At 41.8% G+C, this 15,129-nt stretch carries 12 protein-coding genes; 6 read left to right on the forward strand and 6 right to left on the reverse strand.

The window, feature by feature from the left end:
* Positions 1-167: 167 nt before the first annotated feature.
* The 3 genes from AAEY87_RS06855 to AAEY87_RS06865 all read right to left on the reverse strand — a co-directional run bounded on the left by AAEY87_RS06855 (position 168) and on the right by AAEY87_RS06865 (position 2,272).
* On the reverse strand, positions 168-608 hold the full coding sequence (locus tag AAEY87_RS06855; protein ID WP_350656509.1) for a hypothetical protein: 441 nt from the start codon (positions 606-608) through the stop codon (positions 168-170).
* Between the two features lie 336 nt (positions 609-944).
* On the reverse strand, positions 945-1,421 hold the full coding sequence (locus tag AAEY87_RS06860; protein WP_350656510.1) for a hypothetical protein: 477 nt from the start codon (positions 1,419-1,421) through the stop codon (positions 945-947).
* A 179-nt stretch (positions 1,422-1,600) separates the two neighbouring features.
* A complete protein-coding gene (locus tag AAEY87_RS06865; RefSeq protein ID WP_068036210.1) occupies positions 1,601-2,272 on the reverse strand; it encodes an alpha/beta hydrolase in 672 nt (223 codons plus the stop codon).
* Between the two features lie 369 nt (positions 2,273-2,641).
* Between AAEY87_RS06865 and AAEY87_RS06870 the strand changes: the two genes are divergently transcribed.
* The 3 genes from AAEY87_RS06870 to AAEY87_RS06880 all read left to right on the forward strand — a co-directional run bounded on the left by AAEY87_RS06870 (position 2,642) and on the right by AAEY87_RS06880 (position 5,593).
* Positions 2,642-3,451, forward strand: a complete 810-nt coding sequence (locus AAEY87_RS06870) for a response regulator (protein ID WP_350656512.1) — start codon at positions 2,642-2,644, stop codon at positions 3,449-3,451.
* Between the two features lie 54 nt (positions 3,452-3,505).
* Positions 3,506-5,233: a two-component system sensor histidine kinase CreC gene (gene creC / locus AAEY87_RS06875; protein ID WP_350656513.1), complete on the forward strand. Its 1,728-nt coding sequence runs from the start codon at positions 3,506-3,508 to the stop codon at positions 5,231-5,233.
* 174 nt (positions 5,234-5,407) lie between these two features.
* The gene (locus AAEY87_RS06880) at positions 5,408-5,593 is read left to right on the forward strand and encodes a hypothetical protein (protein ID WP_068328145.1); all 186 of its coding nucleotides are present in this window, start codon (positions 5,408-5,410) and stop codon (positions 5,591-5,593) included.
* 152 nt (positions 5,594-5,745) lie between these two features.
* On the opposite strand, the gene aroC is transcribed toward AAEY87_RS06880, so the two are convergent.
* Positions 5,746-6,849 carry a chorismate synthase gene (gene aroC / locus AAEY87_RS06885; RefSeq protein ID WP_350656514.1) on the reverse strand — a complete coding sequence of 368 codons (1,104 nt, stop codon included), beginning with the start codon at positions 6,847-6,849 and terminating at the stop codon, positions 5,746-5,748.
* Between the two features lie 65 nt (positions 6,850-6,914).
* The gene (gene prmB / locus AAEY87_RS06890; protein ID WP_068036221.1) at positions 6,915-8,081 is read right to left on the reverse strand and encodes a 50S ribosomal protein L3 N(5)-glutamine methyltransferase; all 1,167 of its coding nucleotides are present in this window, start codon (positions 8,079-8,081) and stop codon (positions 6,915-6,917) included.
* Between the two features lie 418 nt (positions 8,082-8,499).
* On the opposite strand from prmB, the gene AAEY87_RS06895 reads away from it, so the two are divergent.
* A complete protein-coding gene (locus AAEY87_RS06895) occupies positions 8,500-9,918 on the forward strand; it encodes a L,D-transpeptidase family protein (RefSeq protein ID WP_350656516.1) in 1,419 nt (472 codons plus the stop codon).
* 126 nt (positions 9,919-10,044) lie between these two features.
* Here the strand turns inward: AAEY87_RS06895 and AAEY87_RS06900 are convergent, their stop codons facing one another.
* Positions 10,045-10,257 (reverse strand): hypothetical protein, encoded by a 213-nt coding sequence (locus AAEY87_RS06900; protein WP_068036223.1) that lies wholly within the window; start codon positions 10,255-10,257, stop codon positions 10,045-10,047.
* 392 nt (positions 10,258-10,649) lie between these two features.
* Here AAEY87_RS06900 and AAEY87_RS06905 point away from each other — a divergent pair, with 392 nt between their 5' ends.
* Complete coding sequence (locus AAEY87_RS06905; RefSeq protein ID WP_350656518.1) at positions 10,650-12,269, forward strand: DUF389 domain-containing protein; 1,620 nt, start codon at positions 10,650-10,652, stop codon at positions 12,267-12,269.
* Positions 12,270-12,449: 180 nt separating this feature from the next.
* On the forward strand, positions 12,450-15,122 hold the full coding sequence (alaS, locus tag AAEY87_RS06910; RefSeq protein WP_350656519.1) for an alanine--tRNA ligase: 2,673 nt from the start codon (positions 12,450-12,452) through the stop codon (positions 15,120-15,122).
* The last annotated feature ends 7 nt before the right edge of the window (positions 15,123-15,129 follow it).

Raw genomic sequence — 15,129 nt, forward strand, 5'->3', positions numbered from 1 at the left:
CAAATATTAAGAAACCGATCACTCAAAGTGGTCGGTTTTTTTTATCTTTAAAATCCCTAGCCTTGGTATGTTTGCAGTCTAATTGGCAACATTCTGTATTCAGGCTCAAAATTGTATGCTTAGGCTATTATCTGAACCCTTTCTTTATAGTTCTGCTATTAGCTTGCTTATTGCGTAGCAGGATTGTCGAGAGCCCATTTATATAGCTTCCTGAGTCCGTAACTTGCGGGGTCTACTAGCTCTAACATATCTGCACAGGCCTCAGAACAAAACAATCGACGTTCAGGATTATAAAACCCCGGAATTACAGTTCTAATTAAAGCAAGGTAATCATACTTAAAGTTTTGACGCCTATTAAACCAACGTAGAGCATAGTCGATATCACACATAACTGGTATCAACACCCAGTGACTAGGCTCCATATGAATGGTCTTACGACGCAAACCACCATCACGATGGCTTGAGCTAATACAATCATAGCGCTGCTCACCTAAGTTCTTAATTACAAGCTCGCAATGACTGTAGGGCGAACGATCAATCATACTAATAATACGGTCTAGTGCCTTACCCTGCTTAGCAATATAGAAAGCCAAATAAGTAATTTTCATAGCAAATCTCCAGAATTTTCTTCATCAGTCAAATTTTAGACTTTGCTGAACTTCAAAATTTCTCTGACATTTTAACTAACGAATTTGTGGATTAATGACCTCATAAATTTATCTCTGTTACACTATATTTTTATCATCTCACATAACTATTGTCTTAGCAAAATCCTCTTAAGTAACTAACAAGCGTTCAGGTTTTGCTATTTCTATTAGACATAAAAAACCAGCCACTTAAAGTGACTGGTTTTTTGTTTTATATGTCTATAGTTACTATCATTTTAACAACGTTTTTTAAATATATATTTTCACACAATAACCTAGGACATGCCCTCATAAACTTCAAAAAAGATCATCTGGCTCTTCATTTAATAAGCTAGTAGTAGAATTTAATATAGCCCATCGATATAGCTTTTTGAGGCCATAACTTCCAGGGTCTACCAGCTCTAGCATATCCGCACAAGCTTCGGAACAAAATAAGCGATATACAGGGTTATAAAATCCTGGTATCTCAGGTCTAAATAAAGCAAGGTAATCGTATTTGAAGTTGCGGCGCTTATTAAACCAGCGCAGGACATAGCCCATGTCACACATGACTGGTATCAATACCCAGTGACTGCCTGACATGTCAATATTTTTGCGTCGCAATCCGCCATCACGATAGCTTGAACTGATACAATCATAGCATTTATTGCCATGATCGCTGATTATCAGTTCGCAATGACTATACGGTGAGCCATCAATTACACTGATGATTCGGTCTAGCAGCTTACCGTGATCGGCAATATAAAAAGCCAAATACGTGCGTTGTATGGTCACTCTCCACAGGACCTTATAACTCTATATTATAGAAATTTATTCATACCACTATATTGGTCATTATAAGTAGATAACCCTCTTTTTACTGTGATTAGTTGTAGTAACATAAAACAAAAGCCAACCATATAATATGGTTGGCTTTTATTGCATATTCTCAAAATAACAGAATCTTAAGAACTTTAACTCAAAATTTTGTTTAACCACTTACCGATATTTTGAATCTGCGGCATACACACCTGATGTGCCATCGGATAAGTATTATACTCAACACCATAGCCCTTCGCTGCTAGTAATTGATGTGCCTGCTCACCCAGAATAACAGGCACAACAGGATCATGAGTACCGTGTTCAATTAGTATTGGCATGTCTTTGTTAGCAGCACTATAGTCGATGTTATCATTGGTCGCAAGATAAGTAGATAGCGTCATCAATCCTGCCAAGCGCTTTGGATAACCCAGGGCGACATGATAAGCCACTGCCCCGCCCTGCGAAAAGCCTGCAATGACAATATGTTCAGGTAACACGCCACGCTCAATCTCACGACTAATCAAATCATGTATTTGCTGCGTAGACTCTTCAATCTGAGCGATGTCGACTTTGCGTTCAAGACTCATCTCCAAGATGTCATACCATGCTGGCATCACCATACCACCATTGACAGTCACTGGACGCTTAGGCGCATGCGGAAATATAAAACGTACTGCCATATCATCAGCCAAACCTAACTGCGGTACGACTGGCTCAAAATCATGACCGCTAGCACCTAAACCATGTAACCAAATAACAGCTCTATCTATATTCTTTTGTGATGGATTATGCTCAACAATGACCGCATCTAAATAATTATTCATATTTCCTGTATTCCTTTTATAGAAAACCACATATTTAAAAACTCATATTTCCAATAGTAGAGGCATTTGCCATACCTCTAGTTTCTTCTTTATTATCATAATGCCCGTTATTTTACAGCCTTTAAGCAAAACTGCTAATCAAAAACTCATAGATTAACCAATCCAATTTCCATCAATTTTTCACATCGTTTGATAGGAGATGGCAAAATATGACCATGCTTTTATGCTACGATAATTTAATAATTTTGGCATAGCACTCTAGCTACTTTATGACGCCCTATTATTATTTTTCAATGTTCGTATATCTATGAGCGTTATTCACGCCAATTCATCATAAATTATTTTTTCTTATACAACGATATAAAGCCTATGACCCATATTTTATTGGTAGAAGATGACCCCGCTATTGCTATGTCTCTCAAAGTTACTTGCAAACGTGAAGGCTGGAAAATAACTTGGCTAGATAATGCTAGTAGCGTGCTGCCGATGCTACATAGTAATGAGGTGCAAGACTTATCAGCTATTATTTTGGATGTAGGACTACCAGATGGTGATGGTTTAAGTTTATGCCAACAAATACGTCATACGCCTGATATTGGCACGCTAAAAGATGTGCCTGTGGTATTTTTGACCGCGCGTAGTGATGAGGTCGATCGTATCTTGGGTTTAGAGATGGGCGCTGATGACTATTGTGCAAAGCCTTTTAGTCCGCGAGAATTGGTCGCACGCTTAAAAGCTATTTGGCGACGTGAACAGTTACTGTATGAGCAAAGCACTCCTCATAAAACAGCAATAGATAATGCGACTGACGACACTTCACCTAGCCTCTCATCTAGCGCATCCTCTTCTCATAATATGTCAGGGCAAGCGTTGACTTTTGAGTGCCAGTCTGGTATCTGGTATTACCAACCGCTCAATTACTCTTTAAAGTGGCAAGATCAAAAACTTGAGCTTAGCAATACGGAACGCAAAATTTTATTAACCTTATTACAAGCGCCCAATCAAGTCTTCAGCCGTGAACAGCTGTTAAATGCAGTGAGCGATTATCCAGATCATCGCCTAGCGCGAACGATAGACAGCCATATCAAGTCAATTCGCAAGCAGCTAGCGGCTGTCGATTCTAGCATTGATGTCATCCATACGCATCGCGGACTGGGTTATGCATTATGTCCTGCCTAGTTATATCTCACTTAGTACTGGCATTTTACAACTTTAAATAGCACTTCTAAAAATATGAACCATAAAGCAAACGCTAGCACTAATCAAAGCAACTGGTATGCAAAATTGCATCCTATTGGCACTGCGCAGCAAACGACTGAACCTAAACGATTACTGAACTTGAGTATTTTTTTTAGGATTTGGCTAGCCGTTGCTTTAGTACTTATCTTTTGCGGTGTGGTAGTGTTTACTCAGCTGTTTGGTTATGTCAAGCCCACAGCACAACAAGTCATCGAAGACACTTTATTAGATACTAGTAAATTGCTCGCAGCAAGCTTGCAAGTGCCATTAACTTCAGGGCAGCTATACCAAGATGCCTATCAGGCCAAACTTGATGCTGCATTTATCGGCGTACCAGCCATTGATAAACCTATAAAACCAGCGGATAAAAACAAAAGTGGTAGTAGCGTTCGGATATATGTGACAGATAGCAAAGGTACAGTCATATACGATTCACTACCCGCCCCTGAAAACTCTGAGGGACAGGACTATAGTCGCTGGAATGATGTGTATTTGACCTTAAAGGGTCAGTATGGCGCGAGAAGCACCCCAGATATTAATAGCACACGTGGTAGCTCTATCATGTATGTGGCCCAGCCTATTAAGGATGCGTCTGGCGCACTTATCGGAGTCGCTAGCGTTGGTAAGCCAGTCGATAGCGTGTTGCCTTATCTAGACAATACTCGCAATCGTATGCTTCTTACTGCTTTGCTCATTAGTATTGTTGCACTGATCTTGGCAGGACTGGTCGCCTGGTGGCTGAAGCAAAGCATAACTCTAGTTATCCAATATACAAGTGCGCTGGCTGAGGATACCAAAAAGCCTTATTTTTACTTAGGTCATGAGCTTAATAGCCTGACAGACACTATTGAGACCATGAAATATCGCTTAGAAAACAGAGCCTATGTCACTGACTATGTCCATACCATCACTCATGAACTTAAGAGTCCTTTAACGGCAATTCGTGCCAGCAGCGAGCTACTAGAGGATGATAGACTTGATGAAGAAGATCGGCAGATGCTAATCCAATCTGTCGGTGAACAAAGCATCAAAATGCAGCAGTTAATTGATCGACTGCTATTACTTGCCAAGATTGAGCAACCAAGCTTTAAGCTGAATCGGCAGCTGACACCTTTATTACCACTACTACAGACTCTAATAAAAGACAATGCCGCTAAGTTGCAACAGCAGCATCTAATACCTATTGAAATCTATATTGATGACAAACGCTTTACGGAAACAACCTCTTTATCCTCAGATATGTTGGCAAATACCAGCGTTTTTGCCGATCAGTTTTGGTTGGTGCAAGTGCTACAAAACGTAATGGATAACGCCATTCACTTTGCTGAGAGCACTGTCAGTATTGATATTCATAACACCGTGCAAACTGTAATCATCGATATCTTCAATGATGGCAAGTTATTACCTGATTATGCCGTTGATAAAGCTTTTGACCGTTATTTTAGCCTATCCCATCAAAGTCAGGTTTTTGACAATCCATCAGAGTATTCATCAGTGCATTCATTGAATAAGAACCCAACACTAAGCGTTGAGAAAGAACAGTCTAGTAGCACCCTCAAGAAAGGCACTGGTCTTGGTTTAACTTTGGTCAAACAGGTGATTGAACATCACGGAGGCCATGTGGGCATTCGTAACATTAATGCTAACGATAATAGACATATTATTATAAGTAATCGTTCTGGCGTGATGGTTAGTATTACCCTACCCTTGGCTAAAAATTAAAAAGGTTGCGCAAAATAAATACTTGCTCTTTTCAATAAGTCTTTTTCAATTATTAAAAACCAAATCATTGATGACAGTTCATAAACTTTCCATCATTCCTACATATGCTTTCTATCTCTTTGTTTTACGATAGCGTTATTCAAATTCGTAAATAAGACTTAAGAGAGAAATCCTATGCAAAATATTGTTATTAAAAGCTTGTTAGGTCAGAACCGCCATCATTGCGCACAGACTTTGTTAAATCAAGGCATCGATAGCATTGAATTTGGCCATTGGTTAGCCATCCCAAGTCAGCAATTATTATTGGTTTTCCGTCATCAGCAATGTGTGGCTATTGATGATTATCAATTGGCAGCTTAAGACTGCTATTAATTTGCCAACTAGAACGCAACCATCGATTGGGTAATTACCCTTTTAATCATCCACAAAAAAGCCCTTTGCTGTTTCTAATAATATTTCATTAGAAACAGCAAAGGGCTGATAGCTTTACATTATATTTTACGAAAACGACTTTAAGTAATCGATGCTACCGGTTGCTTAACATCAGCGTTTTGACCACGATGACGCAGATAATGATCGAGCAATACAATCGCTAGCATGGCTTCTGCAATAGGCGTTGCACGTACCCCAACACAAGGGTCATGACGACCTTTAGTTAGCATATCGATTGCTTCGCCATCTGTATTTATGCTCTTACCAGGGGTAGTAATACTAGAAGTTGGCTTAAGCGCGATACTGACACTGATATCTTGTCCTGATGAGATACCACCCAATATACCGCCAGCATGATTGGCAGTGAAGCCGGCTGGCGTCAGCTCATCACGAGAACTATGCCCAAACTGCCCTGCAACAGCCATACCGTCACCAATTTCTACGCCTTTGACCGCATTGATGCTCATCATCGCATGGGCAATATCAGCGTCTAAGCGATCGAATACTGGCTCACCGAGTCCTACTGGTACGCCACTGGCAATAATCTCCAGACGCGCCCCGCAGCTAGTACCTTCTCGGCGTAGATTATCTATCAGCGTCTCGAAGCGACCAACCGCCTCTTTATCAGCAGTGAAGAACGGATTACTGTTCACAAAATCCCAGTCAATTTGGCTGGGGTCTGTGACGTTACTATATTCATTACCAATTTGGGTCACATGACCACGGATTTGTACACCCAAGCGATCTTGCAGATACTTCTTAGCTATAGCACCAGCTGCTACCCGCATCGCCGTCTCGCGTGCAGATGAGCGCCCGCCGCCGCGATAGTCGCGAAAACCATACTTCATACTATAAGTATAGTCAGCATGACCTGGGCGAAAAGTATCTTTAATCTCGCTATAGTCTTTTGATTTTTGATTGGTATTACGAATCAGCAGACCAATAGATGTACCAGTTGTTTTACCTTCGAATACACCAGAGATAATTTCAACTTCATCAGACTCACGGCGCTGGGTCGAGTACTTAGAGGTACCCGGTTTACGGCGGTCTAAATCTACTTGTAAATCTTCTGCGGATAGTGCTAAACCCGGTGGCACACCATCTACGATAGCCAACAAACCTGCACCATGCGACTCACCGCAAGTGGTGACCGTAAAAACCTGCCCAATACTATTGCCTGCCATATCTATCCTTAAACCAGTAAAATCTATGTACACATACTTAAGAGCGAATCATGAGTTTTGACTCATTACTGACTGTTATCCAGCAGCTGTACATAATGCGCAAATAACTCGCGATGCTCCATGAGTTCATCAAAAGTAATCGCAAAGATACCATGACCACCGAGCGCAAATTTCAGCCAATCAAACTGAATATCTGGATAAGCTTGGCTAAGTGCCCACTCACTATCACCTACTTCACAGACAAGCAAACCTTCTGGACTTAGATAATCTGGCGCTTCAAATAAAATACGATGTACCAAGTCTAAACCATCTTGACCTGCGGCTAGCGCGTGCTCAGGCTCATATAAAAATTCAGGTGGCAAATCTGCCATGATGGCAGCATCAACATACGGTGGGTTGGTAACGATGAGCTCATACTGGTTTTCAGCTGGAATTTTCGCAAATAAGTCAGACTCAATCACATTGACTTGATGACCAAGGTCGTGATGATCGACGTTGACCATCGCCACTTCTAATGCTCCTTTATCGATATCAACAGCATCGACTAGCGCATCAACGAAACGTGTCGCCATTGCGATAGCAATACAACCTGAACCAGTACATAAATCTAAAATACGCTCAGGCTGTGACAATTGCTTCATGTCAAGTCCATGATCATAAAATGCTGCAGGTTGCTCATTGATAGTCGCACCAAGCGGCTTGGCAAGCTCATTGACATCGAAGTATGGATGGAACTGCTGACGAATCAATTCTGCTACAGGTGAGCGCGGGATGAGAACACGCTCGTCCACATAAAAAGGCAAATCACAAAAGTAAGCTAGGTTAATCAGATAGCTCAATGGCTTACGCTCAGCGATACGCTCTTCTAGTAAACTTAGCACCACTTGCTTTTCTGAAGAGGTCAGACGACAATCAAGTATTTGTTCGTTAGCCGCCCAGTCCAAAGATAAAGAATGTAAAACAATAGCGGATGCTTCAGCGAACTCGTCAGTGGTACCTTGTGCTACAACTACATCGTAATTGCGCAACTGCGTTACTGCAAAGCGAATAAAGTCACGTATACTAAATAGCTGCTCACGTGCTTCTTCAAGCTCGCCATGTAAATTCGCAAATTGTTCTGTCTCATTTCTTTCCAAATCATCTTGTAGATCATGCTCGAAATCTTGAGACTCCTGGCCGTTAAAATACTGATTTTGAAATTCTTCTGCACTCATTGTCTGGTGTTCTGACATATCGCACCTTGTTGATTACATGCTCGTTAGTTACATGCTAGTTAATTAAATAAAACGCTGTTCATGCATTATAGACGCAAACGTTATGTAGCGCCAATAACTATAGGGGTTACCCTAATAAAACGTAACAGTAAGGTCTTTCACAGCTATATATCCAATCTTAAACCCCTAATAACTGTTTAATAATTAAACAATATTCATTAAATTTATGGGATAACAATATTACCGAAAACTTACTACAACAACGATTTGCGCAATATGCCAGCCAAACTATTAGCCAAATATCACTACATTGTATCCCATACGTCAACTGCTGACGCTTAGCACTATATCGACACAAAAAGATGTGTCAAAAGTTTGCTTAGAACCTAAATTATGCGCATAATAGCCACATTGTAACAACCTACTGTGAACAAATATGATGAAAATAAAACCACTTATTACTTCTATGTCTATCGTTGTACTTAGCGCTAGTATGAGTGTCAGTACCCTTGCTGCGCCTGATAATAATGCACGTACCTTACCAGTACGCACGGCTGACAAGTTACCTGGCATTGCTGTCTTAGCTAGTCTTGATGTTCAAGAGAATCGTAGCAGCTCAATCGATACTAATAGCTCAGTCTCTACGCCTAAAACGAAGCCTAAGACTACTGATAGTATGGGTGAGTTAATTGATACCAAGCAAGACAAAAAGATAGCATCTGCACCAAAAGCCGTCGCTGCTGACAATATGAGTGCTGCTGAGCTGACACGTAAAGATGAGCAATCTGACCGTACTGATGATATCAGTGAAGGCCAAGCTGTTGCCGCCCCTAGTGACGCTTCATCTATTGATTCAACAGACCCATTATCTTTTGAGCTACCTAAGTACGAACAGAGTTTGGATTTCAGCAATGATCCTACAATCAAGAGCATCGAAGATAAAGATGGAAAAAGATATACCACGCTCAATTTGTCAAATTATGCCAAGCAAGTAAACGACGCTACATGGTCGCCAAACATGAATGTCAACTCAGCGATGACTATCAAGATGCAAGCTTTGCTTGATTGGAATCATGCCTCTCCTGGCCCTATCGATGGTGGCTGGGGCATGAACAGTAAAAAGGCTTTGATCAACTTTCAAACGATGAAAGGCTTGCCAGCGACTGGTAATATGGATCAAAAAACATGGGATGCGCTAACTAAGAAAATCCCTGCTAGTAAGCCTGTACTAGTGACTTATACTCTGACTGATGATGATATTAAAACCAACTTTGCAACCACGCCTTCAGGTTCAGAAGCAAAGTCAAAAATGAAAGGCTTATATTATCAAGATATTAAAGAGATGCTTGCCGAACGCTTTCATATGGATGTACGCTACCTTGATAAGTTAAACAAAAACAAAAACTATCAAGCTGGTGAAACAATCACTGTTCTCAACACTCGTGGCCCGCTCAATGAGCGCATTAATCGTGTCGTTGCTGATAAAGCAAGCAAAACCCTATATGCTTATAATGGTGATAAGCTGGTTGCCACCTATCCAACTACGATTGGTAGTGATGCTACTCCTTCACCACAAGGTACCTTCAAGATCATCAATAGAGTTAAGATGCCGTGGTATAAAGCGACTGTCGGTGAAGGTAGCGATAAAAAGATACATATGCTACCACCAGGACCAAACAACCCTGTTGGCGTCGTCTGGATGGGTTTATCCAAACCTTCTTATGGCATCCACGGTTCACCTAAACCTGAAGGTATTAGTCGCCAAGCATCAGCTGGTTGCGTGCGTCTAACTAATTGGGATGTATTAGAAGTCTATGCCAACATTGAAAATGGTGCGACAGTAATACTTAAATAACAACTAAACCAGTATCGCTTAATTAATGTATCTGAAAATAAAAAAGACCTTTATCATAAAGGTCTTTTTTTATTGGTTTAAATAGCGATTGATGTACGCAATAACTATTTATACTTTATACCCTTCTTATGCTTTATATCCTTCCTCATCACCAGTAATACTGCCAATTTTTTTAGTGAAAAACAATCCAACTGGTACTGAGATTAGGATGCCGATCACTACAGCAATTTGTATATGGGGAATTTCATTAAATCCCGACACTAATGCTGCGACCATGAGTACGCCGATTACAACCGTTGCTGTCATTGAATAAATCATAGAAAATAATGTCCAATTCATATCCTAATCCTCATAGTTTGTGTGGGTATAATACCTTTATACGCTGAATCCACAATAATAGTAAGCTTTTCCTTTGGACTCATAGTCCATAGACATCAGCTGACTTAAGCTTAAAACCATGTTAATATTAGGGAGTTATCTATCGACTTATAAAACTTAATACAGTTCTTATTAAACGCTCCTTACCTACTCGATCCCAGTGTTTGTTATTGCTCATTTTCTTTTCACCTCTACATCTAACCTGCAATTTCTATGGTTACGGTTGATCATAAATCCAGTCAAATTATATTTCTCATAATGATGTTATTTGCTTATAAAAAATTTATACGTTTCTTATGTTTTATCATTACAATAGGAACTCTTTTTTCTTTGACTTATAAAGCCATATTGTTATGACCTCACCTGCCAATGATTCCTCTCCTTCTTTGCCTCCCGAAAAAGACTTGTCCGACTTTGAAAAAGAAGCTAAAGCTGCTGCGCAAAAACAGCAGGATACATTGAACGATGACGTTGATCATTCAGATGAACATGACCTAGATGATGCACATAAAGCAGAAGAAGGTGCGCAGCACCCTGAACCTAAAATAACTATGACCTCGCCAAGTCCAGATGTGGTCATTGCAACTGTAGAAAATTCCATACCTGAATCGGCGGAAGCGGAAGCTAGCGACAGTAAGTCTTATGAAAATTACAACAGTGATAATATAGAAGACAACCAGCACACCATTGATGAATCAAACAATAATTCTCAAGCGCAAACACTTTCTACAACCCCAGTAGACTCAAATGATGACTCATCCAAACCTGCATCAGAGCCAGTGCTGAATAATATTGATAACGATGTTGACTCGGACGAAGAAGATCAGACTGAATCGGAAGACGAGCCAACAGATGAAGACGAAGTTCATGAGGTCAAAAAAGAAAAAGAAGCCAAGCTTGAGTCTTACAAGCAGTTTATAGCGGAACAATTTAGCAATCAAAAAGTAGATTATCCAAAAGTACGGCTCACCATCGAAGCCAATGCGCTACCCAGCAAAATGTATTTTGTAATGAATACCCTCTCCGCTATCATTGCTAGTTATGGACTGATAACCAATTCAGCAGCAGTCGTTATTGGAGCGATGTTGGTCGCTATGATGCTGGGGCCTATTACCGGAGCTGCATTAGCAATCATTGACTATCGTATGCCACTACTACGCAGGTCGCTGGTTACCGTTGCTGCTGGGGTATCTTTAGTCATATTGGTAGGTTTCATAGTCGGATATATACATCAAGGTCAACCGCTATCCTCTGAGATATTGTCGCGTACGCAGCCTACTTCAATGGACTTAATGATTGCGCTGGCTGGCGGTACCGCTGGTGCTTATGCAATGGTTTCACCGCACCTGTCCGTAGCGGTGGTTGGCGTTGCTGTTGCAACCGCGTTAGTGCCGCCACTTGCTGCAAGTGGCATCTTATTTGCCAATGGTGAGATGACATTAGGTCTCGGTGCCGCTTTACTTGCTTTGACCAACATTATTGCCATTCAATTTACCAATGCGATGGTACTTTGGTTTTTAGGCTTTCGCCGTTTAGTCGCTGATGACTATAAATCAAGCACTTACCTAACTTTCTTTCGCCGTAATGCCGTTGCGTTAGTATTATTGGTCGGGTTAGGTGTTTATTTGACGATTAACTTAAACATCAGTGCCAAACAACAAACTTTTGAAAACAACGTAAAGGGCGCTATTAATACCTATTTTATGGATAAAGGTAACGTACTGACCAATACCCAATTCGAAAAAGTTGGCGGTTATCAAACTGTTCGTGCCGTTATTCGTGGTGAAAAAAGCCCAACCTCATATGATGTGCAGAGGATTGAAACGGTTATCACCCAAGATATGGCGGATAATTTTCCTGACTATCTGCCCATTAAGCTACAACTTCGTTATCTCCCTGTACAAGTGATTGAATCTGACCCTTTGATTCAAAATCAGCTTGATCAGACCGATGCAGCAATTTTAACGAATTAGCATTAGGGCTGAACCTTCCAATACTTATAAGGGCAACATACAGGTGTGACCGTCGTTTACCAAGAGCCTACTTGTGAATCTTCAACACACCTCAGGCGTTTGTGCTAAAATCGCTTGCAAAATTATTTCCTTTATTTTGTCCTTTTTTACTTTATCTCTATTCGTCAGTAAGGAGCCGCTGTGAGCCAGCCATTTCGCTCAGCCGATATTCGTCAAGCTTTTATAGATTTTTTTATAAGCAAGCAGCATACTGCTGTACCCTCATCGAGCCTTATCCCGCATAATGATCCGACATTGTTATTTACCAATGCGGGCATGAACCAGTTTAAAGAGACGTTTTTGGGCATGGAACCACGTGACTATACACGCGCGGTAACTTCACAAAAATGTGTACGTGCAGGCGGTAAGCATAACGATTTGGATAACGTCGGCTACACCGCGCGCCATCATACATTTTTTGAGATGCTGGGCAATTTCTCCTTTGGTGACTATTTTAAACAAGCAGGTATCGCTTATATCTGGGAGTTTTTGACATCCGATGAATGGTTGGCTATCGATAAAGATCGCCTATATGTGACCATTTACGAAACTGATGACGAAGCCTTTAACATCTGGAATAAAGACATTGGCATCCCTGCCGAGCGTATCATTCGCATTGGTGATAATAAAGGCGCACCTTACGCGTCCGATAACTTTTGGACGATGGGTGATACTGGCCCTTGTGGCCCTTGTACCGAAGTCTTTTATGACCATGGTGCGGATATTGAAGGCGGTTTGCCTGGCACTCCTGAAGAAGATGGCGACCGCTATATCGAGATTTGGAACTGCGTGTTTATGCAGTTTAATCGCCAAAAAGATGGCACTATGCTGCCACTGCCTGCACCTAGTGTCGATACTGGCATGGGGCTTGAGCGCATTAGCGCCATCATGCAAGGCGTCCACGGTAACTATGAGATTGATTTATTCGTTCATTTGATGGATGCCGCTGCTGAGATTTTAGATATCGAAAATGAGCAGCAGTCGTCACTTAAAGTCATCGCGGATCATATCCGTGCGGTCGCATTTTTAATTGCTGACGGTGTTATGCCAAGTAATGAAGGGCGCGGCTATGTGCTACGCCGTGTCATTCGCCGAGCCGTGCGCCATGGTAATAAGCTTGGCGCCGATAGCGATTTCTTCTATAAGATGGTCGCGCCACTCGTAGCTGAAATGGGCACTGCTTATCCTGAGCTAAAAGATAAGCAAAGCGTTATTAAAAACGCGATTCAAAAAGAAGAAGCGCAGTTTGCCAAGACACTGGCACAAGGTTTACGTTTACTTGCCAGCGAGCTTGAGAACCTGAAGGACGGCGACATCCTCTCTGGTGAGGCCGCATTTAAGCTCTATGATACTTATGGCTTCCCACTAGACTTGACCGCTGACATCACTCGAGAACGCGGCATTGCTATTGATGAAGCTGAATTCGATGAGCATATGCAAGCACAGCGTGAACGCGCACGTGATGCTGGTAAATTCGACGTTGATTATAGTAGTGTCATCCAAGTGGAGAGCCCTACTGAATTTATTGGTTATGAGCAACTACAAGAAGATGACGTCAATGTTATTGCCTTATATCAAGACGGCCAATCTACTGACAACTTAGATGAAGGTATGGAAGGCGTTGTTGTGCTTGACCGCACACCGTTTTATGCTGAAGGTGGTGGTCAGGTTGGTGAGCTGGGCGAAATTCGTACCGCGTCTGGTGTCTTTGAAGTACAAGATACCAAAAAGTCTGGGCAAGCCATCATTCATTATGGTGTCGTGAGCATGGGTACCATTAGTGCGCAGCAAACAGCGGACGCGCAGGTGCTTTCTAGCATTCGTGCAGCTAGTGCTAAAAACCATTCTGCTACCCATTTGCTCCATGCAGCATTGCGCCAAGTGTTGGGAAACGAGGTCACGCAAAAAGGCTCATTGGTATCAAGCGAAGTATTACGTTTCGACTTCTCTTATGACAAGCCAGTTAGCAGCGCTGAGATTACGCGCGTAGAACGCTTAGTCAATGAGCAAATACAAGCTAATGCGCCTGCCTGTATCGAAAACATGCCTATTGATGAAGCTATGAATAAAGGTGCAGTAGCGCTATTCGGTGAGAAATACGGCAGTGACGTTCGTGTTCTAACGATGGGCACGGATAGTATCGTTGAAGGTCAGCGTCAGCCCTTCTCTATCGAGCTATGCGGTGGTCTTCATGTGCAGCGTACCGGCGATATTGGCGTGTTTAAAATTACCAGTGAGTCTGGCATTGCCGCAGGTATTCGCCGTATTGAAGCAGTCACAGGTATGGGGGCGATTAAATATATCCAGCAAAGCGATCAGCAGCTGAGCACCTTAGCTACTAAGCTCAAAGTCAAACGTCCTGAAGTAGCACAGCGCGTGCAAACCATGGCAAACAAACAGCGTGATTTAGAAAAACAACTTGAGCGTCTACAACAAAAGATGGCTAGCGCCCAAGCAGCAAGTTTACTCGATGACGTGCAGACTATTGCAGGTACACCAGTACTGATTAGCATGTTAGCGGGTATTGATGGTAAGTCAATTCGTCCTTTAATGGATGATATTAAGTCCAAGCTACCAGATAGCGTTATCGTGTTGATTGGCGATAAAGATGGGCAATTGGCTTTATCAGCAAGTGTCGCTAAGTCTGTCACTGCTCGCATCAAAGCAGGTGATATCATTCGTCATCTTGCTGGTGAATTGGGTGGTAAAGGTGGCGGTAAGCCTGACTACGCGCAAGGTGGTGCACCTAAGGCTGATAATACTGCATCGGTAATTGACGATCTACCAGTTTGGGTTGAGACTCAACTTAGCTAATCCAGTC

This window comes from Psychrobacter sp. S1-30-MNA-CIBAN-0213, assembly GCF_040309845.1.
Classification (GTDB): domain Bacteria; phylum Pseudomonadota; class Gammaproteobacteria; order Pseudomonadales; family Moraxellaceae; genus Psychrobacter.